Origin of the sequence: Streptomyces vulcanius (assembly GCF_042653945.1) — a bacterium.
GTDB classification, from domain to species: Bacteria; Actinomycetota; Actinomycetes; order Streptomycetales; family Streptomycetaceae; genus Streptomyces; species Streptomyces mangrovi.
The window spans coordinates 1-22,618 of sequence record NZ_JBHSFK010000058.1; the positions used below are offsets into that span (position 1 = coordinate 1).

General features: G+C 70.5%; 22 protein-coding genes and 1 pseudogene. 11 read left to right on the forward strand and 12 right to left on the reverse strand.

Annotation, left to right across the window (positions count from 1 at the left end; all coding sequences use genetic code 11):
* Both ACFPIH_RS50480 and ACFPIH_RS50485 read left to right on the forward strand, forming a co-directional pair.
* A pseudogene (locus tag ACFPIH_RS50480) lies at positions 1–114 on the forward strand (IS5/IS1182 family transposase); the annotation flags it as partial.
* Between the two features lie 239 nt (positions 115–353).
* Positions 354–1,082, forward strand: coding sequence for a 5-formyltetrahydrofolate cyclo-ligase (locus ACFPIH_RS50485; protein ID WP_381186441.1), 729 nt, complete (start codon positions 354–356; stop codon positions 1,080–1,082).
* 422 nt (positions 1,083–1,504) lie between these two features.
* Here the strand turns inward: ACFPIH_RS50485 and ACFPIH_RS50490 are convergent, their stop codons facing one another.
* The 3 genes from ACFPIH_RS50490 to ACFPIH_RS50500 form a co-directional block, all read right to left on the reverse strand.
* The gene (locus tag ACFPIH_RS50490; protein WP_381186438.1) at positions 1,505–2,470 is read right to left on the reverse strand and encodes a pirin family protein; all 966 of its coding nucleotides are present in this window, start codon (positions 2,468–2,470) and stop codon (positions 1,505–1,507) included.
* 75 nt (positions 2,471–2,545) lie between these two features.
* Positions 2,546–3,034, reverse strand: coding sequence for a hypothetical protein (locus tag ACFPIH_RS50495; RefSeq protein WP_381186435.1), 489 nt, complete (start codon positions 3,032–3,034; stop codon positions 2,546–2,548).
* A 1-nt stretch (position 3,035) separates the two neighbouring features.
* Positions 3,036–3,506: an ATP-binding protein gene (locus ACFPIH_RS50500; RefSeq protein ID WP_381186432.1), complete on the reverse strand. Its 471-nt coding sequence runs from the start codon at positions 3,504–3,506 to the stop codon at positions 3,036–3,038.
* Positions 3,507–3,684: 178 nt separating this feature from the next.
* On the opposite strand from ACFPIH_RS50500, the gene ACFPIH_RS50505 reads away from it, so the two are divergent.
* Positions 3,685–3,906 carry a DUF397 domain-containing protein gene (locus ACFPIH_RS50505; RefSeq protein WP_381186429.1) on the forward strand — a complete coding sequence of 74 codons (222 nt, stop codon included), beginning with the start codon at positions 3,685–3,687 and terminating at the stop codon, positions 3,904–3,906.
* Between the two features lie 109 nt (positions 3,907–4,015).
* A complete protein-coding gene (locus tag ACFPIH_RS50510; RefSeq protein ID WP_381186426.1) occupies positions 4,016–4,930 on the forward strand; it encodes a helix-turn-helix domain-containing protein in 915 nt (304 codons plus the stop codon).
* A 7-nt stretch (positions 4,931–4,937) separates the two neighbouring features.
* On the opposite strand, the gene ACFPIH_RS50515 is transcribed toward ACFPIH_RS50510, so the two are convergent.
* Positions 4,938–5,765 carry an SAM-dependent methyltransferase gene (locus ACFPIH_RS50515; RefSeq protein WP_381186423.1) on the reverse strand — a complete coding sequence of 276 codons (828 nt, stop codon included), beginning with the start codon at positions 5,763–5,765 and terminating at the stop codon, positions 4,938–4,940.
* A gap of 180 nt (positions 5,766–5,945) precedes the next feature.
* Between ACFPIH_RS50515 and ACFPIH_RS50520 the strand changes: the two genes are divergently transcribed.
* The 3 genes from ACFPIH_RS50520 to ACFPIH_RS50530 all read left to right on the forward strand — a co-directional run bounded on the left by ACFPIH_RS50520 (position 5,946) and on the right by ACFPIH_RS50530 (position 8,063).
* On the forward strand, positions 5,946–6,638 hold the full coding sequence (locus ACFPIH_RS50520) for a helix-turn-helix transcriptional regulator (RefSeq protein ID WP_381186420.1): 693 nt from the start codon (positions 5,946–5,948) through the stop codon (positions 6,636–6,638).
* Entirely contained in the window at positions 6,635–7,612 is a 978-nt protein-coding gene (locus tag ACFPIH_RS50525) for a threo-3-hydroxy-L-aspartate ammonia-lyase (protein WP_381186417.1), read from the forward strand. The genes ACFPIH_RS50520 and ACFPIH_RS50525 overlap by 4 nt, the downstream gene beginning before the upstream one ends.
* A gap of 85 nt (positions 7,613–7,697) precedes the next feature.
* Positions 7,698–8,063 carry a cupin domain-containing protein gene (locus ACFPIH_RS50530; RefSeq protein WP_381186414.1) on the forward strand — a complete coding sequence of 122 codons (366 nt, stop codon included), beginning with the start codon at positions 7,698–7,700 and terminating at the stop codon, positions 8,061–8,063.
* Between the two features lie 29 nt (positions 8,064–8,092).
* Here ACFPIH_RS50530 and ACFPIH_RS50535 read toward each other — a convergent pair whose 3' ends face one another.
* Complete coding sequence (locus tag ACFPIH_RS50535) at positions 8,093–9,451, reverse strand: vWA domain-containing protein (RefSeq protein ID WP_381186411.1); 1,359 nt, start codon at positions 9,449–9,451, stop codon at positions 8,093–8,095.
* The gene (locus ACFPIH_RS50540; protein WP_381186408.1) at positions 9,448–10,305 is read right to left on the reverse strand and encodes an AAA family ATPase; all 858 of its coding nucleotides are present in this window, start codon (positions 10,303–10,305) and stop codon (positions 9,448–9,450) included. Before ACFPIH_RS50540 ends, ACFPIH_RS50535 begins: the two co-directional genes overlap by 4 nt.
* Before the next feature lie 112 nt (positions 10,306–10,417).
* Here ACFPIH_RS50540 and ACFPIH_RS50545 point away from each other — a divergent pair, with 112 nt between their 5' ends.
* Complete coding sequence (locus tag ACFPIH_RS50545) at positions 10,418–10,990, forward strand: hypothetical protein (protein ID WP_381186405.1); 573 nt, start codon at positions 10,418–10,420, stop codon at positions 10,988–10,990.
* Here the strand turns inward: ACFPIH_RS50545 and ACFPIH_RS50550 are convergent.
* The 6 genes from ACFPIH_RS50550 to rhaI all read right to left on the reverse strand — a co-directional run bounded on the left by ACFPIH_RS50550 (position 10,981) and on the right by rhaI (position 18,737).
* Positions 10,981–11,622 (reverse strand): LutC/YkgG family protein, encoded by a 642-nt coding sequence (locus ACFPIH_RS50550; RefSeq protein WP_381186402.1) that lies wholly within the window; start codon positions 11,620–11,622, stop codon positions 10,981–10,983. The two genes, ACFPIH_RS50545 and ACFPIH_RS50550, sit on opposite strands and share 10 nt — an antisense overlap.
* A complete protein-coding gene (locus tag ACFPIH_RS50555) occupies positions 11,619–13,097 on the reverse strand; it encodes a LutB/LldF family L-lactate oxidation iron-sulfur protein (protein WP_381186400.1) in 1,479 nt (492 codons plus the stop codon). The genes ACFPIH_RS50550 and ACFPIH_RS50555 overlap by 4 nt, the downstream gene beginning before the upstream one ends.
* 28 nt (positions 13,098–13,125) lie before the next feature.
* Positions 13,126–13,881 carry a (Fe-S)-binding protein gene (locus ACFPIH_RS50560; RefSeq protein ID WP_381186397.1) on the reverse strand — a complete coding sequence of 252 codons (756 nt, stop codon included), beginning with the start codon at positions 13,879–13,881 and terminating at the stop codon, positions 13,126–13,128.
* A gap of 72 nt (positions 13,882–13,953) precedes the next feature.
* A complete protein-coding gene (locus tag ACFPIH_RS50565; RefSeq protein ID WP_381186453.1) occupies positions 13,954–15,390 on the reverse strand; it encodes a rhamnulokinase in 1,437 nt (478 codons plus the stop codon).
* A 5-nt stretch (positions 15,391–15,395) separates the two neighbouring features.
* Entirely contained in the window at positions 15,396–17,435 is a 2,040-nt protein-coding gene (locus ACFPIH_RS50570) for a bifunctional aldolase/short-chain dehydrogenase (RefSeq protein ID WP_381186394.1), read from the reverse strand.
* Positions 17,436–17,576: 141 nt separating this feature from the next.
* A complete protein-coding gene (gene rhaI / locus ACFPIH_RS50575; RefSeq protein ID WP_381186391.1) occupies positions 17,577–18,737 on the reverse strand; it encodes an L-rhamnose isomerase in 1,161 nt (386 codons plus the stop codon).
* Between the two features lie 272 nt (positions 18,738–19,009).
* Between rhaI and ACFPIH_RS50580 the strand changes: the two genes are divergently transcribed.
* From ACFPIH_RS50580 to ACFPIH_RS50590, 3 genes are read left to right on the forward strand one after another with little or no spacing between them, the layout of a single operon-like run.
* Positions 19,010–20,527 (forward strand): sugar ABC transporter ATP-binding protein, encoded by a 1,518-nt coding sequence (locus ACFPIH_RS50580; protein ID WP_381186388.1) that lies wholly within the window; start codon positions 19,010–19,012, stop codon positions 20,525–20,527.
* On the forward strand, positions 20,524–21,594 hold the full coding sequence (locus ACFPIH_RS50585) for an ABC transporter permease (protein WP_381186386.1): 1,071 nt from the start codon (positions 20,524–20,526) through the stop codon (positions 21,592–21,594). The genes ACFPIH_RS50580 and ACFPIH_RS50585 overlap by 4 nt, the downstream gene beginning before the upstream one ends.
* On the forward strand, positions 21,587–22,570 hold the full coding sequence (locus ACFPIH_RS50590; RefSeq protein ID WP_381186383.1) for an ABC transporter permease: 984 nt from the start codon (positions 21,587–21,589) through the stop codon (positions 22,568–22,570). Before ACFPIH_RS50585 ends, ACFPIH_RS50590 begins: the two co-directional genes overlap by 8 nt.
* Positions 22,571–22,618: the final 48 nt, after the last annotated feature.

Sequence of the window (22,618 nt, forward strand, 5' to 3'; positions counted from 1 at the left end):
TTCAACCGCCTCAAGGGCTTTCGTGGCATCGCCACCAGATACGACAAGACCGCCACCTCTTACGAGGCAGCGGTCAGTCTCGCGTCATTCCTGCTCTGGGCAAGATCCGTTTGAAGACGGACCCTAGTACTCCAGTCTGGTTTCGCGATCTTGCAGCGGACCCGGCTGGGAACGGGTACGGCCACCGCGTGATCATCGGGGGTTGTGTGGACGCCTCTTCGGCCGAGTTGAGCCACGGGCCACCGCCTGTGCCTATGTGCTCGGGCTGCTGTCGAGTGTCGAGCCGAGCGTCGCCGACGTCCATGACAGGCTGTTTGCTCTGATGGCGACGGCGTAAGTGTAAGGAGACCTGGGTGCACGCGAAGCACGACGACCCCAAGCAACTCGTACGGACCCAGGTCTGGGACGCTCTCGATGCTGCGGGCGCGGTGTACGACGAAACCGCCCATGGGCGCATCCCCAATTTCAGGGGTTCCGAGGCAGCTGCAGAGCTGCTCGCGGAGCTGGACGCGTGGAGGAGTGCCGAGGTCATCAAGGCGGTCCCGGACAAGGCTCAATTGCCAGTGAGGGCTCGCGCTCTGGCCGAGGGGAAGCTCGTCTACATGGCTGTGCCCAAGTTGGCCACGGCCAAGCCGTTCTATCTCCTGGATCCCGAAGCGCTTGACGTGCCATTTGTCGACGCTGCATCAAGCCGAGTCGCTTCCGAGATCGCGCCGACTGTTGAAGTCGACGCTCTACGCCCGGTGGACGTTGTGGTCCTCGGCAGCGTCGCGGTAAATCGCACCGGCGTGCGGATCGGGAAGGGTGCCGGGTACTCCGACATCGAGTTCGCCTTGCTCGCGGAGGCCGGCCTTGTCGGCCCCCAGACTCTTGTCGTCACGACAGTGCATCGCCTCCAAGTGGTTGACGACCCTATGCCTTCCTCCGAGCACGACGTGAATGTCGACCTCATTGTGACGCCAGAGGAGATCATCTCCTGCAGTACTCCACATCGGCCGTCCGGCATCATCTGGGACCGCCTTGAGCCGTCCAAGATTGCTGCCATCCCTGCGCTTCGTGCCCGGCAGGAGTGCGCAGATTAGTGGACTGTCCGTAGTGGGAGTTGGTCGCATAGGGGCGGGCTGCTTCTCCGCTGCATCTGAACCTGTTGGGTTCCTACAGTTACCCGAGTGACGGGCACGCGACGACTGCCCGCGTGAACCGATCGTCTTCGGAAGGCAGCTCCGGCTGATCACTCAATGCAGTCAATTGGTCCCTGAGTCTTACTCCCGGAGGCGAACCCATCGCTTCGCCTGGCCCTGACGTGCCGTCAGCAAAGTCAGCATCGGGTCAGCATCCGTCCTGCCAAGGCTGCCCGCAGATGCCCACACCTTGGAAACGCGGACTGCCTCGGAGGCGCCTGAGCGGCGGCATTCGAGGGCCTGCGCAACCAGAGATCATCATTGCAGGGCAGGCGGTGGGATGCTCTCGAACTCCCGGCGTCGGAGAACCAGCCCTTCCCAGGTCAGCGCACCCTTCCCCGCGGCTTCAGCGGCACCGGCGGCAGTTCCGGGGCGGGCAGCGGAGCCCCGTCGTAGCCCCGCACCTCGCCGAAACGGTTGCCCTTCATCCAGTCCTCGCGGGCCTGCACGATCTCCTCCTGGGACCGGCCGACGAAGTTCCACCACATGATCAGCTCCTCCTCGAACGGCTCGCCGCCGAGCAGCATCAGCCCCGCGTCGGACTCGGCGCGCAGCGGCAGTTCGGTCCGGCCGCAGCCGAGGTAGAGCATCGAACCCGGCAGCACCGGCACACCGTCGACGTGCACCTCCCCGGACATCGCCAGCACGCCGTACTCGAAGTCGGGCACGAGCGGCAGCCGTACGTCGGCCCCCTGCCCCAGCGCGAGGTCCGCGCCCACGATCGGGCTGTACGCCGTACCGGGCGAGACGGCGCCGTCGAGGTCGCCGAGGATCACGGTCGCGGTCAGGCCGGGAGCGGTGACCGTGGGCAGGCCGGCGTGGTGTTCGAAGCGGGGTTCGGTGTGGCGGTGGGCGTCGGGCAGGGCGACCCAGAGCTGGGCGCCGTGCAGGAGCCGGGCGTGGGACCTGGGGCTCTCCTCGGAGTGGCTGATCGCGCGCCCCGAGGTCATCAGGCCGAGTTCACGGGGCCGGATGGTCTGCAGGCTGCCCGTCGAGTCGCGGTGCAGCACCTCGCCCTCGTGCAGCCAGCTGACGGTCTGCAGCCCCATGTGCGGGTGCGGCGGCACCTGCATGCCCGGCTCGTCGGCGATGTCGTCGGGACCGTAGTGGTCGACGAAGGCCCAGGCGCCGATCATGCGCCGGCCGAGGTTCGGCAGCAGTCGGCGTACCTCGGTCGACTCGCCGAGCCGCACCTGCCGGGGGCTCAGCAGCTCGCGGACGGGTTCGGGGACGACGAATCCACGGCCGCCGCAGACACTCGGTACGGGCGCACGGTCAAGGTTGCTCATGCGGCCAACCTAGCGCTCGTGCGCGGGGGTCCGCAGAACCGCGGTGGCGATTCCGGGCCCCGGGCTCAGTGGGCCTCAGTCGTCGAGGGCCGCCGAGAGTTCCGCGCCGGCCTGGACGAGTGCGGCGTCCCGCTCGCAGAGCAGGTCACGCAGTACCGCGCGCTGGGCGCGGACGGCGCGCCGGGCCTCGCGCTCCCAGGCCACGTGGTCGCCGGGATGGCTCAGCAGCTTGGGGTAGGCGGCGGCCGTGGTCTCCCACTGGCGCGCGTCGGCGATGCTCTTCAGCAGACGCAGGATCTCCACCCGGCAGGTGACCTGGGGGAGCCGGACGAGTTCCCAGAGGAAGGGGACCGTGGCCGCCGTCGCCTGGTCGACGACGAAGCCGTACCGGCAGATACGGCGGCGCAGTTGGCCCAGCGCGCGCCCCGCGGTGTCGGCGTCGCCCCGGGCGACGGCGGTGAGCAGCGAGGGGATGGCCGCGGCGGACCCGGTGGTGTCCTGGATCTCGGGCCACGGCACATGTCCCAGGTCGTCGAGGAGTGCGGTGCGGACTATGTCAGTCATCTCAGCAGGGGGTGCGGGTCGGCAGCATGGCCCAGACGGTCTTGCCCACGGGGGAGCGGCGGGTCCAGCCCCAGTGCTCCGAGAGGGCTTCGACGATGTGCAGCCCGCGGCCGTGCTCCTGGAGGCCGTCTCCGAGGAGATCGTCTCCGGGCCGCAGGTAGACGGGCAGGGCGTCGCTCGGGTCGGTGACGGCGCACATCACGTGACGGCGGCGCAGGGTGAGTCTGAGCCGTACGTCGAAGTGCTCCGTCGAGGGGTACGGGAGTCCGTGCAGGACGGCGTTGGCGGCGAGTTCGGTGACGACGGTGGCCGTGTCGTCCGCGCAGTGGCCCAGGGACCAGCCGCCGAGGGTGCGGAGGGTGAAGTCCCGGGCCTCGGTGAAGCCCTTCCGGCTGCCCCTGAGGTGCAGCGCGGCAGTTGTGGACGAGTCGCGGACGGACTCGCGGCTCCGGAACTGCGCAGGTGATGACATGGTGCATCTCCCTGAGGCGAGGTCAGGACGGGCCGCCGGAACGGCACTTGACGGCATGGCTATTATCCACGCTGACGATGTCCGCGTGCAATTTCACGGGAAATTGCGCGTACGAGCGAGGAGAGTTGCCGTGTCGTCAGTACCGGAGCCGTCAGTACAGCCGTCAGTACAAGAGCCTGTGTCGAACGGAGTGCGGGCGAGTTCGCTGCACGTCCGCTGGGCCAAGAGCAGTCACAGCAACGCCGAGGGCAACTGCGTCGAGGTCGCCCCGCTGGACGGGGGCGGGGTCGCGCTGCGCAACTCCCGGGACCCCGACGGACCGGCGCTGGTCTACACGCCGGCCGAGATCGCGGCGTTCCTCGCCGGGGCGAAGGACGGGGAGTTCGACCACCTGCTCTGAGCAGCGCGTTGTGAACGGCGCGCGGTTCAATTCCCGTGCTCCATACGGTCGGAGGCCGTCGGATGCGATACTGGCGTCTGTCGTCCGCCGGTCCATGGGGAGTCACAGGATGTCTGCCGAGTCGCCTCGAGTCTCCCGCCTCGAACCGTATCTGAACCGGGCAGAGCCCGCCCCGACCTTGCTGAAAATGCTGGTCGGCGTTCAACTCGCGGGTATGCGGGAGGACGCCGGGATGGCCCAGGACCAGGCCGCGCGGGCCCTCGGGTTCAGCCCGGCGAAGCTGTCGCGCATAGAGGCGGGCAAAGGCCGTCGTCCGCCCACGGAGGGCGACATCCGCGCCCTCCTGACCCTCTACGAGGCGGACGAGCACGAGTCGTCCGTGCTGCTCCGGCTGCTGCGGCAGGCGGGGGAGCCGGGCTGGTGGCAGCGGTACGACAAGCGGCTGATGCCCGAGTGGTTCGACCGGCTGGTCGGACTGCAGGAGGCGGCCACCGCCATCCGTACCTTCGAGATCCAGTACGTGCCGGGCCTGTTGCAGACCCCCGCCTACACGCGTGCCGTGGTGGAGCGGGGGCTGCCCTCGGCGTCATCGCGGGAGGTGGAGCGCCGCGTGGAGCTGCGGACGCGGCGCACCGAACTGCTCGGCCGGGCCGACGCCCCACGGGTGTGGGCGATCCTCGACGAGTCGGTGCTGCTGCGCGTCCTGGGCAGCCGTGAGGTAATGCGCGACCAGCTCCGTCACCTGGTGCACATCGCGCGGCTGCCCCATGTCACCGTCCAGGTCGTCCCGTTGGACGTCACCCACGCCTCCGCGCCGTCCATACCGGTCACCTATCTGCGGTTCGCCGGCGCCGATCTGCCCGACATCGTGTACCTGGAGCAGATCAGGAGCGCCACCTTCCTGGAGGACCGGGACGAGACGGAGGAGTACCGGGTGGCCCTGGACCGGCTCGCCGACGAGGCCCTTCAGCCACGCGAGTCCCTGGCCCTGCTGGCGGACACGGCGGAGAGCCGCTACGCCTGACGGGCCGTCATCCGACTCGGCCCAGCCGGCCCACACCGCCGAACTCGATCCACTCCTGGGTGAGTTGGCGGTGTACCACCTCGGTGTCGGGGCGCCAGGTGGAGACCTCCACCAGTCCCGGCTCGAGGATCTCCAGCCCCTCGAACCACTGCGCGACGTCCTTCTCCTGTCGCACCCGGCCCCAATGGCCCTGCGTGGCCTGGTCCATGAAGTTCGTGACGAACTCCCGGACCTCGGCGTCCTCGCTGACCAGCTGACACATCACCAGACAGCTGCCGGGGGCGAGTCGTTCGCTCACCCGGCGGATCACATCGAGCGGGCCGTCGGTGTCACTGTCCGGGATGCAGTGGAAGACCGAGTTGAACAGCACGGCCACCGGCTGCGAGAAGTCGATCAGGCGCTCGGTGTCCGGGTGGGCGAAGATCGCCTCGGTCTCGCGCAGGTCGGCGTGGATGACCGTGGTGCGCTCGTCCTGCTCCAGCAGGGCGCGGCCGTGCACGAGGACCATCGGGTCGTTGTCCACGTAGACGACGTGAGCCGTCGGATCGACGCGCTGGGCGACCTGGTGGACGTTGTTCTGGGTGGGCAGGCCGGAGCCGTGGTCCAGGAACTGCCGGATGCCGTGGTCCTGCGTCAGCGTCTGCACCACCCGCTGCAGGAAACGGCGGTTGTTCAGCGCCAGGGCGCGGGTGCTCGGCACCACCTTGTCGAGTTCGGCGCAGGCGGTCCGGTCCGCCGCGTAGTTGTCCTTGCCGCCCAGATAGTGGTCGTACATGCGCGCTGCCGTCGGAACCGCGGCGTCGATCTTCGTGGACAGCGGCTTGCCAGGCTGCATCTCTTCCCCCAGTCCCCGCCGCGCCCCGGTCCGGCGCGGCCCACATCACATCCCAACCCATCCTAGGGAAAGGCCAATTGGCCACACCACCCCCTTGATCGACGGTTCCCCTGAAGGTGTCCGCGCTCCGGGCCTTCTTGGACTCCTGGTCCAGTGTCTGGACGTGTGGTCTAATCGAGTATGGATTCCAGGGAAGCCGAGCGGGACGCGATCCTGCGGGCGCTCGCCCCCGTCGTCGAAGGGATCGCGGCGACGTTCGGGCCGGTGTGCGAGGTGGTGCTGCACGACTACCGGCGGCCGGAGCGGTCGGTCCTCGCCGTCGCCGGAGCGGTCACCGGGCGGACGGTCGGCGGGGCGATGAGTGAGATCGGCATGCGCGTTCTGGCCAGGGGCGACGACGCCGAGGACGAGCTGAACTACGTCACCCGGACCGGCACCGGCAAGCTGTTGAAGTCGTCCACGATGGTGCTGCGCGACTCCGCGGGCGAGGTGTTCGGCGCCCTGTGCGTCAACGTGGACATCACCGCGATCGACCGGGCGCACAGTCTGCTCGGCGCCCTCGCCGGGATCGCCGTACCCGCCGCCGACGTACCGGTGACCACCTTCGGCGACGACATCGACTCCGTCGTCGACGCCCTCCTCGACGCACATCTGCGCCACCAGGACCAGACCTGGGCCGGACTCGACCGGACCAGGCGGCTCGCGATCTTCCGCGGCCTGGACGAGCGGGGCGTGTTCGCCGTGCGCCGGGCGATCGAACAGGTCGCCGCCCGGCTCGGCATCTCCCGCGCCTCCGCCTACAGCTACCTCTCCCAGGCGCGGGCCGGCGCCAGGGACACCACCACCGACTCTTCCGAGGGAGCCCACCCGTGACCACCGCACCCGCGCCGATCACCCTCGACGACGTACAGGACGCCGCCGCCCGTCTGAAGGGCGTCGCCCACCGCACCCCCGTGCTGCGCTCGCGCACCCTCGACGCGGCCGTCGGCGCCGAGATCCACCTCAAGTGCGAGAACTTCCAGCGCGTCGGCGCCTTCAAGTTCCGCGGCGCCTACAACGCGGTCTCCCGGCTGACCCCCGGACAGCTGGCCCGGGGCGTCGCCGCCTACTCCTCCGGCAACCACGCCCAGGCGGTCGCCCTGGCCGCACGGGAACTGGGCGCGACAGCGGTGATCGTCATGCCCGAGGACGCCCCCCGCTCCAAGCGGGCCGCCACCGAGGGCTACGGCGCCGAGATCGTCACCTACGACCGCTACGCCGGTGACCGGGTGGCCATCGCCGAGGCGCTGGCCGCCGAGCGGGGCCTGACCCTGATCCCGCCCTACGAGCACCCGCACGTCATGGCGGGACAGGGCACGGCCACCCTCGAACTCCTCGAAGAAGCAGGCGAGTTGGATGCGCTCCTTGCGCCCGTCGGCGGTGGCGGGCTGATCGCCGGGAGCGCCACGGCGGCCAAGGGACTGCACCCCGGCATCCGGATCGTCGGCGTCGAGCCGGAGACCGGGGACGACACCAAACGGTCCCTGGAGGCCGGCCGGCGCGTCGAGATCCCGGTGCCGCGCACCATCGCCGACGGCCAGGCCCTGCACACGCCCGGCGAGCTGACGTTCTCGGTCAACCAGCGGCTCGTCGACGAGATCGCCCTGGTCTCCGACGACGAGATCCGCGCGGCCATGCGGTTCGCCTTCGAACGACTGAAGATCGTCGTGGAGCCCAGCGGCGCCACCCCGCTGGCCGCGCTGCTCGCCGGACGGGTGCCGTCCCTGCCCCGGCGCGTGGGAGTGATCGTCTCCGGCGGCAACATCGACGCCCGCCGCTTCGCCGAACTCTGCGGCGGCGGCGCCTGAGACCCCGAATGGCGGCTCCCCGTGCTCCGGCGGAGGATGGAACAGGTGGGGCGTTGGCCCCACCCGTCCAGAAGGAGGGCGCGTCATGATGGAAGTGAAGACGCTCGACAAGCCGGACGAGCGGCGTGATTTCCCCCGCGGACACCTCGAGGCCGTCCATATGACGGGGCTCGACTTCGCCATAGGGACCTTCGAGCCGGGCTGGCGGTGGTCCGAGTCCGTGGCACCGATCGCCGGCACCGAGAGCTGCTTGGTCCACCACAACGGTTATGTCGTCTCCGGCCGGATGCACATCCGCATGGACGACGGCGGCGAGGCCGAACTGGGCCCCGGCGACGTCTTCGTCGTCCCGCCCGGGCACGACGCCTGGACCGTGGGCGACGAACAGTGCGTGGTGCACGACTTCGCCGGTGCGATGGCCAAGGACTACGCGAAGGCCAAGAAGGGTTAGGAGATTCCAGGGAGTTCGGAAGAGTTCTGTCAGACGGGCAGCAACCGGCCGACCAGCAGGCCGAGTTGGTGGGCGTTGCGGCACTCGTGCATCGCGACCAGCTCGGCGTAGTCCGGCGCTGCCGAGTCGCCCGTGCCCCACTGGGAGCGCGGCTCCGGGTTCAACCAGTAGACGCGCCGGGCCCGTTCGGCGATCTCACGGACGGCCGAAGGGTTCGGATCGCTCATGTTCGTGCGCGCGTCGCCCAGCACGAACACCGTCGTCCGAGGGCCCACGGCGGCGCCGTACCGCTCCGCGAACTCGCCCAGCGCGGTGCCGTAGTCACTGCTGCCGTGATACGCCGTCAGCCGCGCCTCGGCCCGGATCCGGGCGCCAAGGCCCTCCGGGTCCGCCGCGCCGTGTTCGAGCAGCCCGGTCACCTCGTCGATCCGGTTGACGAAGGCGAACACCCGCACCTTGCTGAACTGGTCGTGCAGCGCCTGCACCAGCAGCATCGTGAAGTCGGAGAAGCCTGACACCGAGCCCGACACATCGCACAGCAGCACCAGTTCGGGCCGGGCCGGGCGCCGGCGGCGCAGCACGGGCCGCATCGGCACCCCGCCCGTGGAGAGCGAACCGCGCAGGGTGCGCCGCAGATCGATCGTGCCGCGCGCGGCACGCCGTCGGCGCGCTGCCAGCCGGGTGGCGAGTTTACGGGCCAACGGCTGCACCGTGCGCCGGAGTTCGGCCAGCCGGTCGCGCCCCGCGTAGAGGAAGTCGACCCGGTCCGCGGTCGGCGCCACCGCCCGCCGCGCGATCTCGTCCCGCCCCCGCAGCTCCGCCACCCGGCGCCGCGCCTCCACCGCCACCAGCGTGCGGAACTCCTCGATGCGCCGCCGGATCTCGTCCTCCAGCAGCCGGTCCGCGAACCCCGCCCCCGAACCACCGCCACTCCGCCGGATCTCGTCCCGCACCCGCGCCAACAGCGTCTGCGGACGCAGCCGTTCCAGCGTCTGGTACGACGACCAGCCGTCCGACCCCGGTGAACTCCCGTACCCGCCCAGGCTGTCCACGGCCTCGATCGCCAACCGCGCCAGCAGCGCACGGTCGTCGGCGGCCAGCGCCTGGGCGAGCCGTTCGCGCAGCGAGTCCCGGTCGCCCGGTTCACCCGGCGGCGCGCCGACGCCGTACGGGAAGTACAGGTCGAAGACGGTGTCGAACAGCCGCCGCTGGTCCGTGCTGTGCAGCAGCGTCGCCGCGAGCCCCTCGCGCAGCAGCCCCCGGTCCGCGAGCCCGAGCACCGCCACCGCCTCGGCCGCGTCCACCGTCTCGCCGGTGCCGATCCGCACGCCGTGGGCGCGCAGCGCGGCGACGAAGGACGTCAGCCGCTCGGCCGCGTCCGCGCTCACACGGCGTCCAGGTCGAGCTTGGCACCGGCCTTCACGACGTCGTCCTGGTGCTTGAGGATCACGCCCAGGGTGTCCCGTACGACACTCTCGTCGAGGGTGGCGGCACCCAGCGCGAGCAGGGTGCGCGCCCAGTCGATGGTCTCGGCGACCGAGGGCACCTTGCGCAGGTCCATCGCCCGCAGCGCGCCCACCACCCGGACCACCGAGTCGGCAAGGGCGGCGTCCAGTCCGGGAACCTTCAGCCGGACGATCCGCCGCTCCGACTCGGCGTCGGGGAAGCCGATGTGGAGGAAGAGACAGCGGCGGCGCAGCGCCTCCGACAGCTCACGGCTCGCGTTCGAGGTGAGGACCACGAAGGGGCGGCGGGTCGCGGTGATCGTGCCCAGCTCGGGGACGGTCACCTGGAAGTCGCTCAGCACTTCGAGCAGCAGGCCCTCCACCTCGACGTCGGCCTTGTCGGTCTCGTCGATCAGCAGGACCGTGGGCTCGTCGCCGCGGATCGCGGTCAGCAGCGGACGCGGGAGCAGGAACTCCTCGCTGAAGATGTCCGTGCGGGTCTCGTCCCAGGACTCGCCGCGCCCGGCGCTGATCCGCAGCAGCTGCTTGGCGTGGTTCCACTCGTACAGCGCCCGGGACTCGTCGACCCCCTCGTAGCACTGCAGCCGCACAAGCCGGGCCTGCGTCATCTGCGCCACGGCCTTGGCGAGCTCCGTCTTGCCGACCCCGGCGGGCCCCTCCACGAGCAGCGGCTTGCCCAGCCGGCCGGCGAGGAAGACGCTGGTGGCGACGGCCGGCGAGGCCAGATAGCCGGTCTCGGCGAGACGCGTGGAGACATCGTCGACGGATGTGAACAACGGGGCCTCCGGAAGTCGATCGCGGCCGGACAGATCCGATCACCGAGCACATATCTAAGCGCTTGTTCAGCGCCTTGTCGATGTTGTCAGTGGCGCCGGGTACCTTGCGCTCATGGGCGTGTATCTCGTGAGTGTGGCTGCGCAGGACTGGTCGGTGGCGGGGGAGGACGGCTACGGAGACGTCGCCTCCGCCCTGAACACGGAGCTGGAGCGGCGCGGGCTGCCGCCGTACACACCGAAAACCCCCGAGGATCCGGGATGGTTCGAGGAGAAGATGAGCCCGCCGATGGACGGCTTCGCCGCGCTGTGCCGGGCGCGGCTGAGCCCCGAGGAGGAGCACACCCTGCTCAGCTGGTCGCTCCTGGTCCCGTTCGCGCTGGAGGAGGGCATCGAGCTGCCCGTCGGCTCCGCGTACACCGACGAGACGCTGGTCGTCGGGGCGCCCTGCGTCCTCGCCCTCGCCGAACGGCTCGCCGGGACCCTCGGCCTGCCGCTGGACCTGATACCGGCGGCCTTCGGCAACCTCGAACTGACCCTGTGGTTCCTGGAGGGCGAGGCGGAGCAGGCCGCGGCGGCCCGGCCGGGCCCCTGGGCCGACGACCTGACCACCGCGTTCTACACGGCCGTGTACCTGCGCGCCGCCCAGTACTCCCTGCGGTACGGCCGCGCGCTGACCTACTCCTGAACCGGCTCCACCAGGATCACCTCGAGGGTGCGCGGACCGTGCACCCCCTCCACCCGGTCCAGCTCGATGTCGCTGGTCGCGGAGGGGCCCGAGATCCAGGTCAACGGGCGGCCGGGATCGATCCGTTCGAGCGCCTGGGGGACGGACGACACGACCTGGTCCGGCACCCGCACCACACAGATGTGGTGGTCGGGGACCAGGGTGATCCGGCGCCGGCCCTGGTCCGGCCCGCCGTCCAGCACGATCGTCCCCGTCTCCGCGATCGCCACCGCGCACGCGGTGACCACGCTGTCGACACGGTCGAGTTCGTGCGCGGTGCTCCCGGCGAGATCCTCGACCCGCTCCGCGTCGGTCTCCGAGAGCCAGCGCGGATCCAGCCCCGACGGCGCGACCACCGAACCCGACCCCCGCTCGGCGAGCAACCGGCCCACCACGGAGGCCAGTTCGGCCTCCCCGCACCGGTGCACCAGCGCCCGGTAGTCCGCCAGGTTCTCCGCGAGCAGATCCACCGTCGCCTCGACCCCGCGGTCACCGTGCACCCGCAGATACGCGCGCTCGACCGGCGCGTCCTCACCCCGTACATCGGCCAGTGCGCGCCGCACCCGGCCCAGGATCAGCTCCCTGCTGCTCACTTCGTCCCGCCCTTCCCGCCCTGCGTACGCTGCCACCAGTCGCGGAACGGCTCGGCGGGGACGGCGGGCAGGTCTCGTGTGCCGCTCCAGGCCCGGCCCGGTCCGGGCAGGGTACGGGGGTGCACACGGCGCGTCCGGGACGCCAGCCGCTGCCCCGTGCGCAGAGCGCCGGGGTGCGCGAACGCCCAGCGTGCCGCGCGCATCGCCGCCCGCTCGGCGGCGTGTCCCTTGGCGGGCTTCAGCACCACCCTGTTGCCCTCCCGGACCACCGGCCCGCCCTCGACGACCCGTTCCCGCAGATGCACCAGCACCTCCGGGATGTCGATGGCGACCGGGCACACCTCGTAGCAGGCGCCGCACAGCGACGACGCGTACGGCAGGGAGGCGTCGATCTCGCTGGCGGTGCCCCGGAGCTGGGGGCTGAGGATCGCGCCGATCGGCCCGGGGTAGACGGAGCCGTAGGCGTGCCCGCCGGCCCGCTCGTAGACGGGGCAGACGTTCAGACAGGCCGAGCAGCGGATGCAGCGCAGGGCCTGCCGGCCGACCTCGTCGGCGAGGGTGTCGGAGCGCCCGTTGTCGAGGAGCACCAGATGGAAGGTCGACGGCCCGTCGCCGTCCGTCGTGCCGGTCCACGTCGACGTGTACGGGTTCATGCGCTCGGCCGTCGAGGAGCGCGGCAGCGTCTGCAGGAACACCTCCAGGTCCCGCCAGGTCGGCACGATCTTCTCGATCCCGACGACCGAGATCAGCGTCTCGGGGAGCGTGAGGCACATCCGCCCGTTCCCCTCGGACTCGACGACGACCAGGGTGCCGGTCTCGGCGACCATGAAGTTGGCACCGGAGACGCCGACCTTGGCCCGCAGGAACTTCTCGCGCAGATGCAGCCGGGCCGCCTCGGCCAGCTCGGCGGGCTTGTCGGTGAGACCTTCTGGGGCCGGACGCCCCCACTCGCTCATCTCGCTCGCGAAGATGTCCCGGATCTCACCCCGGTTGCGGTGGATGGCCGGGACGAGGATGTGGGAGGGCCGGTCGTCGCCCAACTGCACGATCAGCTCGGCGAGATCGGTCTCGTACGCCCGGATCCCCTCGGCCTCCAGAGCCTCGTTGAGCCCGATCTCCTGCGTGGCCATGGACTTGACCTTGACGACCTCCGACTCGCCGGTCGCCTTGACCAGGTAGGTCACGATCCGGTTGGCCTCGTCGGCGTCGGCTGCCCAGTGGACGGTGCCGCCCGCCGCCACGACCGCCTCCTCCAACTGCACCAGATAGCGGTCGAGATGACGGAGCGTAAGGTCCTTGATCTGCTTCCCGGCCTCCCGCAGCTCCGCCCAGTCGTCGAGTTCGGCGACCGCCTTCGCCCGCTTCGTACGGATCGTGTGGGTGGCGTGGCGGAGGTTGCCGCGCAGGATCGGATTGTTGACCGCTTCGTGCGCGGCCTCGGGGAAGGACGGCATTCCTACGAATGTGCCGCTCATGCGTCGCCCTCCCGCCCACTGTGCCCGCTCATGCCGCCGGTTCCTCCTCCGTGCTCGCCAGGATCTCCGCGATGTGCACCGGCCGCAGGCCCGCCTTGAGCCGGGTCATGGTCCCGCCGATGTGCATCAGACAGGAGTTGTCGGCGGCGCACAGCACCTCGGCGCCCGTCGACTCGGCGTTGCGCACCTTGTCCGTGCCCATCGCCGCGGAGACGTCCGCGTTCTTCAGTGCGAAGGTCCCGCCGAAGCCGCAGCACTCGTCCGCACCCGGCAGCTCCACCAGCTCCAGCCCCTTGACCGCCCGCAGCAGCCGCAGGGGCCGGTCCCCGAGCCCCAGCCCGCGCAGCCCGTGACAGGTCGGGTGGTAGGTGACGGTGTGCGGGTAGTACGCGCCGACGTCCGTCACCCCCAGCACATCCACCAGGAACTCGGTCAGCTCGTACGTCTTGGGCACCACCGGCGCCAGGGTCGCGGCGAGGGTGTCCCCGCGCCCCTCGGCCCGGGCCCGCTCACCCATCCGCGGATACAGCTCGCGCACCATCGCCCCGCACGACCCGGAGGGCGTGACGATCGCCTCGTACTCCCCGAAGACATCGGAGAAATGCCGGGCGAGCGGCTCGGCCTCATGACGGTAGCCGGTGTTGTAGTGCGCCTGCCCGCAGCAGGTCTGCGCCATCGGGAAGTCGACCTCGACACCCAGCTTGGTCAGGAGTTTCACCACGGCACGGCCGGTATCGGGATAGAGCGTGTCGTTGACACAGGTCAGGAACAGGGCGACACGCATCGCGGCTCCTAGTGATCGGTCATCGGATGAGTGCAGCGTAGTCGGGGCGGAGTCGCACGGGGAGCCCCCGGCTCACCGCGTGGCGATCCGGGCCTCCGCCTCCCGCCAGCGGCCGGTGCCGCCCTGCGGTTCGTAGCGGGTCAGGGGCTGCGTCCGGGCGAGCAGCCGGCGCATGGCGGCACGGTCGCCGACCATCCCGTGCGCCCGGGCCTGTACGAGGACGTTGCCGAGTGCGGCGGCCTCGGTCGGCCCGGCCACCACGGGCAGCCCGCAGGCGTCGGCGGTGAGCTGGCACAGCAACGCGTTGCGGGTGCCGCCCCCGACGACATGGACGACGTCGACGGGATGGTCCGCGAGCCGCTGGGCCTCCTCGACCGCCCGCCGGTGGGCCAGCGCCAGGGAGTCGAGGATGCAGCGCGTGATCTCGGCGGGCGTCCGCGGCACCGGCTGCCCCGAAGCGCGGCACGCCTCGGCGATCCGCTCCGGCATCCGCCCCGGTGCGAGGAACGCGGCGTCCCCCGCGTCCACGACCGACCGCAGCGCCGGTACGGCCGCCGCCTCCCGCAGCAGCCCGCCCAACTCCGGTTCGCCCCAGGCCCGTACGCACTCCTGGAGCAGCCAGAGCCCCATGATGTTGCGCAGATAGCGGACCGTGCCGTCCAGGCCCAGCTCGTTGGTGAAGTTGGCGGCGCGGCTGTCCTCGGTCAGCACGGGCGCCTCCAGCTCCAGCCCGGCGAGGGACCAGGTGCCGGTACAGATGTAGGCGAACCGCTCCCCGGTGGCCGGGACGGCGGCCACGGCGGAGGCGGTGTCGTGCGAGCCGACGGCCGTCACCGGCACCGGTCCCGTGAGCCCGGTCTCCTCCAGCACCCCGGGCCTGAGCACCCCGGCCGGATCGCCGGGCTGCCGCAGCGGCGCGAACAGGCCGAGGTCGATCCCGAGCCGGTCGGCGACGTCGTACGACCACTCGCGCGTCCGGGGATCGACGAGCTGGGTGGTGGAGGCGTTGGTCAGCTCGGTGCCCTGCTCCCCGGTCAGCCAGTACGACAGCAGGTCGGGGATGAGCAACAGCCGCTCGGCATTCGCCAGTTGGCTTGTCCCACGCGCCGCCGTCAACTGGTACAGGGTGTTGAAGGGCGCGTACTGCAGCCCGGTCGCCGCGTACAGCTCGGCGGCCGGCACGGTCGCCCACACCTTCTCCGCGACCCCGTCCGTACGGGCGTCGCGGTAGTGCACGGGGTTGCCCAGCAGGACCCCGTCGCCGTCCAGCAGCCCGTAGTCCACGGCCCAGCTGTCGATACCGACGGAGTCGACCTGCCCGGCCGCCCGCAGCCCGTCCAGGACACCGGCGTACAGCGACAGCACATCCCAGCGCAGCCCCTCCGGCACCCGCACCGGCCGGTTCACGAACCGGTGCGCCTCCGCCAGCTCCAGCGAGTGAGGGCTCACCCGCCCGACCATCACCCGCCCGCTGGAGGCGCCGAGGTCGACAGCGGCGTACGACCGCACGGCGGTCACCGGAGGAACGCGGCCGCCACACCCGCGTCGACGGGGATGTGCAGCCCGGTGGTGTGGGTCAGCTCCCCGCCGGTCAGCGCGAACACGGCGTTCGCGACATGCTCGGGCAGGACCTCCCGCTTGAGGATGGTCCGCTGCGCGTAGAACTCGCCCAGCTTCGCCTCCTCCACCCCGTACACGGCGGCCCGCTGAGCCCCCCACCCCCCGGCGAAGATGCCCGACCCGCGCACGACCCCGTCCGGGTTGACGCCGTTGACGCGGATCCCGTGCTCGCCCAGCTCGGCGGCGAGCAGCCGCACCTGGTGGGCCTGGTCGGCCTTGGTGGCGGAGTAGGCGATGTTGTTCGGCCCGGCGAAGACGGCGTTCTTCGAGGCGATGTAGACGATGTCCCCGCCCAGCCCCTGCGCGGTCATCACCCGGGCGGCCTCGCGGGAGACGAGGAAGGATCCCCGGGCCATGATGTCGTGCTGGAGGTCCCAGTCCTTGGCGGAGGTCTCAAGGAGCGGCTTGGAGATCGAGATCCCGGCGTTGTTGACGACGAGGTCGACCCCGCCGAAGGCGAGCACCGCGGCACGGAAGGCGTCGGCGATCTGCTCCTCGGAGGTCACGTCGACGGTGACGGCGACGGCCTTGTCCGCCCCGCCCAGCTCCTCCGCGACAGCCTGGGCGTTGTCGGCGTCGAGATCGGCGACGACGACACACGCGCCCTCGGCGACCAGCCGCCCGGCGATGGCCTTCCCGATCCCGCTGCCGGCCCCGGTCACCAGCGCCACCCGTGTGGCCAGCGCCTTCGGCCTGGGCATCCGCTGGAGCTTGGCCTCCTCCAGCGCCCAGTACTCGATGCGGAACTTCTCCGACTCCTCGATCGGCGCGTACGACGACACCGACTCCGCGCCCCGCATGACGTTGACGGCGTTGACGTAGAACTCGCCGGCGACCCGGGCGGTCTGCTTGTCCTTGCCGAAGGAGAACATGCCGACCCCGGGGACGAGGACGATGGCCGGGTCGGCGCCGCGCATGGCGGGGGAGTCGGGCTCGGCGTGCCGCTGGTAGTAGGCGGCATACTCCTCGCGGTAGCCGGCGTGCAGCTCCTTCAGCCGCGCGACCGCGTCCTCCAGGGGGGCGCTCGGCGGCAGGTCGAGCACGAGGGGCCGTACCTTGGTGCGCAGGAAGTGGTCCGGACACGACGTACCGAGCGCGGCGAGGCGCGGGTGCTCGGCGCGGGCGAGGAAGTCGAGGACGACGTCGGAGTCGTCGAAGTGCCCGACCTGCGGCCGGTCCTGGGAGGCGACGGCGCGTACGTACGGCGCGAGCGCGGCGGCCCGCTCCCGCCGCTCACCCTCGGGCAGCGCGCCGTACCCGTCGATGACGGACCCGAACGGCTCGGCCCTGCCCTTCTCCGCCAGGAACGCCTCCGCCGTGCGGATGATGTGGAGGGAGTTGCGCTCGCACTCCTCGGCGCTGTCGCCCCAGGCGGTGATGCCGTGTCCGCCGAGGATCACGCCGATGGCCTGCGGGTTGGCGGCCTTGACGGCGGCGATGTCCAGCCCCAGCTGGAACCCGGGCCTGCGCCAGGGCACCCAGGCCACGGTGTCCCCGAAGCACTCGGCGGTCAGCTTCTCCCCGTCGGCGGCGCAGGCGAGCGCGATCCCGGAGTCGGGGTGCAGATGATCCACGTGGGCGGCGTCGACGAGGCCGTGCATGGCGGTGTCGATGGACGGCGCCGCCCCGCCCTTGCCGTGCAGGCAGTAGTCGAACGCGGCGACCATCTCGTCCTCACGCCCGACCCCCGGATAGACCTCGACAAGCCCCCGCAGCCGGTCCAGCCGCAACACGGCAAGCCCCGCCTCGGTGAGCGTCCCGAGATCCCCACCGGACCCCTTCACCCACATCAACTCGACATCCCCACCGGTGACGGGATCGACATCGGTGCCCTTGGCCGAGGCATTGCCACCGGCGTAGTTGGTGTTACGAGGATCAGCGCCAAGCCGACGGGACCGGGCAAGCAGAGCGGCGGCTTCGGGATGGGTGGACATGGAGATTCCTTACTTTTCGAACACGGGTGAGTGGAGCGCCCCAAAGGGGCGCGGGGCTGCATCGATATGCGGCTCCGCCGCGTGGGCGCGACCAGCCACAACCGGCCCGCACCCCGCAATGAAACAGATCCAGGCAGACGCTCACGCGCCCCAACCGGCCTGCTCCCCTCCAACCCGCTCGGCAACGATCTTCTCGGCCCACCCGGACCGCCGATAAGCCCCCATAGGATCCGGGTCCAGCCCCATCTCCTCCCGCACCTCACGAAGAAGCGGACGCACGTCCGAGTTGTACGCGTCCATCAGCACCGCATTCGCTTCGAGCACATCCCCGGACGCCTGTGCCGCGGCCAGCGCCGAGCGATCCACCAGCAAAGACTTGGCCGTGGCCTCCTGCACATTCATCACGGACCGGATGATCGCCGGAATCTTCGCCTCGATGTTGTGGCACTGGTCCAGCATGAACGCCACCTCGGAGGTGAACCCACCCCCGCGCACCACCTCGTACATGATCCGGAACAACTGGAACGGATCGGCGGAGCCCACCATGAGGTCGTCGTCGGCGTAGAACCGCGAGTTGAAGTCGAACGCCCCGAGCTTCCCCTCCCGCAGCAGCGTGGCGACGATGAACTCGATGTTGGTCCCCGGCGCGTGATGCCCGGTGTCCACCACGACCTGCGCCTTGTCGCCGAGCTTGAGGCAGTGGGCGTAGGCGGTCCCCCAGTCCGGCACATCGGTCGTGTAGAAGGCCGGCTCGAACAGCTTGTACTCCAGCAGCATCCGCTGCCCGTCCCCGAGCCGTGCGTACACCTCGGCCAGCCCCTCCGCCAGCCGGTCCTGCCGCTCGCGGATGTCGTCCTGACCGGGATAGTTCGTACCGTCGGCGAACCACAGCTTGAGGTCGGCGGAGCCCGTCGCGTCCATGATGTCGATGCACTCCAGCAGATGATCGACGGCCTTCCTGCGCACCGCCGCGTCGGGGTGACAGATGCTCCCCAACCGGTACGCGTCGTCCTGGAAGGTGTTGGAGTTGATCGCCCCGAGCCGCACACCCCGGTCCTCGGCGTGCTTCGCGAGTGCGGAGTAGTCCTCCACCTTGTCCCACGGGATGTGCAGCGCCACGGTCGGGGCCACGCCGGTGACCGCGTGCACCTGCGCCGCGTCGTCGAGCTTCTCCTGCGGGGTGCGCGGGACGCCCTCCTGGGCGAACACCTTGAAGCGGGTCCCCGAGTTCCCGTACGCCCACGACGGCGTCTCGACGGCCTGGGTCTTCAGCGCGGCTTTCACCGCGGCGAGGTCGGTCACTTCGGGCTCCTGTGACATCGGTCCGGAACAGCTGCCGGATGAAACGATTCAGAACGGGAAGCTATGAGGCTGCCGAAGCAGTGTCAACCCCTTCGTCCAGGGCTGTTGTCCGTGACCGCCGCGTGACCTTCGGCTATCGAAAACTTTTCGAGACGGACCCATTGACGTGACATGCCCTGCGTGCCTAACGTCCCGGCAATCCAGTTGAAACCTTTCACGACGCCGTGACAGCCCCTCAGGGCCTCGTTCCGGGCGTTGTTGAGGAGCCACTCATGACCCACCCGTCCGACGCGGGTCCGCCCCCGGTGCTGGCGCTGCGGGACGTCGTCAAGTCCTTCGGCGCCGTGCGTGCGCTGCGGGGCGTCTCCATGGAGCTGTTCCCCGGTGAGGTGCACGCGCTCGCCGGGGAGAACGGCGCGGGCAAGTCGACCCTGATCAAGGCGCTCGCCGGGGTGCACCGACCGGATGCCGGTCAGGTGCTGCTCGACGGCGAGCCCGTCGTCTTCCACGGACCCGGCGACGCCCGCGACGCCGGCATCGCCGTGATCTACCAGGAACCGACTCTCTTCCCCGACCTTTCGATCGCGGAGAACATCTTCATGGGCCGCCGGCCCCGGCGCTCTCTGGGCCGGATCGACCACAGGGCCACCCGTGCGGCCACCGCCGCGCTGATGGCGCGTCTGGGTGTCGATCTCGACCCCGACCGTCCGGCGCGCGGGCTGTCCATCGCCGACCAGCAGATCGTCGAGATCGCCAAGGCGCTCTCCTTCGACGCCCGTGTCCTGATCATGGACGAGCCCACCGCGGCCCTCACCGGCAGCGAGGTCGCCCGTCTCTTCGGAGTCGTGCGCACCCTGCGTGACCAGGGCGCGGCCGTGCTGTTCATCTCCCACCGCCTGGAGGAGATCTTCGAGATCTGCCGGCGGGTGACGACCCTGCGCGACGGCGCCTGGATCGCCAGCGAGCCGATCGAGGGCATGACCGAGGACGACCTGGTCCGGCGGATGGTCGGCCGCGACCTCGACGAGCTCTACCCCAAGCAGGACGTCACCCCCGGCGAGGTGGCCCTCAGCGTGCGCCGCCTGACCCGGGAGGGCGTCTTCACCGACGTCTCCTTCGAGGTCCGGCGCGGCGAGATCGTCGGCCTGGCCGGACTCGTCGGCGCCGGACGCACCGAGGTCGCCCGGGCGGTGTTCGGCATCGACCGCTGGGACGCCGGCGAGGTCACGGTCGACGGCCGTCCGCTCACCAACGGCGCACCCTCCACCGCGATGGCCGCCGGCCTCGCCCTGGTCCCGGAGGACCGGCGCGCCCAGGGCCTGGTGATGGACATGTCCATCGAACGCAACATCGGCCTGACCGGCCTGCGTACGACCGTGAGGGCCGGGCTGATGGACCGGGGCGCCGAGCGCAGCCGCTCGCTGGACTGGGCGGTGAAGCTCCAGGTGAAGTACGCCCGGCTCGCCGACACCGTCAACACGCTGTCCGGCGGCAACCAGCAGAAGGTCGTCCTGGCCAAGTGGCTCGCGACGAGCCCCAAGGTGCTGATCGTGGACGAGCCCACGCGCGGAATCGACGTCGGGACCAAGGCCGAGGTGCACCGGCTGCTGAGCGAGCTGGCCGCCGACGGCGTCGCCGTCCTGATGATCTCTTCCGATCTGCCCGAGATCCTCGGCATGGCCGACCGCGTGCTGGTGATGCACGAGGGCCGGCTGGCCGCGGAGATCTCCCGCACCGACGCCACCGAGGAGACCGTGATGGCCGCAGCCACCGGGAGGGCCGCCGCATGACGGTGACCACTCCCGACAAGGCCCCCGTCGCCGAGGCATCCAAGTCCGGTGGCACCCGCCTCGTCGACCGGGTGTTCAGGATGCGGGAACTCGCCATCCTGGCCGTGTTCCTGGTGATGATCGCCGTCACCCAGGCCGGCAACAGCGAGTTCCTGTCCGAGCAGGGCATCAAGGACCTGCTGCTGAACGCGACGATCCTGGTGCTGGTCGCCACCGGCCAGTCCCTGGTGGTGATCACGAGGAACGTCGACCTCTCGGTCGGCTCCACCCTCGGCATCAGCGCCTTCGCCGCCGGCACCTATCTGCACGGCGGCGGCAACCCGGTGATCGCGATCGTCCTGGCGGTACTGCTGGGCATCGGCTTCGGCCTGCTGAACGGTCTGCTCGTCAGCCTCGGCCAGGTGCCCGCCCTCGTCGTCACCCTCGGCACCCTCTACATCATCCGCGGCATCGACTCGATCTGGGTCGGCTCCCGCCAGATCACCGCGGCCGACCTGCCCGACTCCTTCGTGGACTTCGGCTCCGGCGGCCTCTCCGCGGTGCCGTATCTCGCGCTGATCGCGCTCGTCGTACTGGTCGCGACGGCCTACTACCTCAAGCACTACGGCAGCGGGCGCGAACTGTACGCGCTGGGCTCCAACCCCGAGGCCGCACGGCTCGCCGGTATCCCGGTGCGCAAGCGGATCCTCGCCGCGTACACCTTCTGCGGCGGCCTCGCCGGCCTCGCCGGGGCGATGTACCTCGCCCGGTTCGGCAACGTCGACTCCGGGACCGGCAACGGCTACGAACTCACCGTCGTCAGCGCGGTCGTGGTCGGTGGTGTCGTCTTCACCGGCGGCTCCGGCAGCGTCTACGGCGCCGCCCTCGGCGCACTGCTGCTGACCTCCATCAACAGCGTCCTGCCCGCCCTCGGCGTCAGCTCGGTGTGGGTGCTCGCCATCAACGGCGTCCTGCTCCTGCTCGCCATCGCCGTCGACCGGGTCGTGGCACTGCGGGTGGCGACCGCCCTGAAGAAGAAGTCGGCCTCCGCACGGCCGGCCGTAGCGAAGGGGGAGGCCCGTGCCTGAGTCCGGATTCCTCGCGCATCGCGCGATCCGCTGGGACACCGTCGTCGGGGCCCTGCTGATCGTCCTGCTCCTGCTGTCCTTCTCCTTCGTGGACGGCTTCGGGAACTCGCTCAATCTGTCGTTCCTGATCGGCAACACCCTGCCCATCGCGCTGATCGCGCTGCCGATGACGCTGCTGGTGGTCTCCGGGGAGATCGACCTGTCCGTCGCCTCCACGGCGGGCCTGTCCGGCTCGGTGATGGGCGCCCTGTGGAACCAGGGCATGACCATCGAGGCGATCATCCCGATCTGTCTGCTGCTCGGCGTGGTGTGCGGGCTGGTCAACGGCCTGCTCGTGACCCGCCTCGGGCTGCCGTCCCTCGCCGTCACCATCGGCACCCTGGCCGCCTACCGGGGCATCGCACAGATCGTGCTCGGCTCCGACGCGGTCACCGACTTCCCCACCCAGTACCTCGACTTCGCCTCGGGACGCATCGGCGACAGCTTCCTCCCGCAGGCGTTCCTGCCCTTCCTCGTCCTGCTCGCCATCGCGGTCGTCGTCCTGCACGCCACCCCGTTCGGCCGCTCGCTGTTCGCGACCGGCGCCAGCGAGGAGGCGGCACGGTTCTCCGGCGTCCGCGTCAAGCGGCAGAAACTGATCCTCTTCACGGTGACCGGCCTGCTGGCCTCCCTCACCGGGATCTTCTGGGCCCTGCACTACGCCAGCGCCCGCTACGACAACGCCACCGGGCTCGAACTCTCCGTCGTCGCCGCCGTGTTGCTCGGCGGGATCGACTTCGACGGCGGCAAGGGCACGCTGGGTGGCGCCATCGCCGGGGTGTTTCTGCTCGGGGCGCTGCAGAACGTGATGAGTCTGCTGAACGTCTCCGCGCAGTCGCAGATCGTTGTGACCGGTGTGTTGCTGGTCGTCTCGGTGCTTGGGCCTCGGGTCGCTCGTCAGGTTTCCGTTGCCCGGGCGGCACGCGCCGCTGGATAGGCCAGATCGAAGCTGCGGGTCCGTTATGGCTGGTCCCGCAGTTCCCCG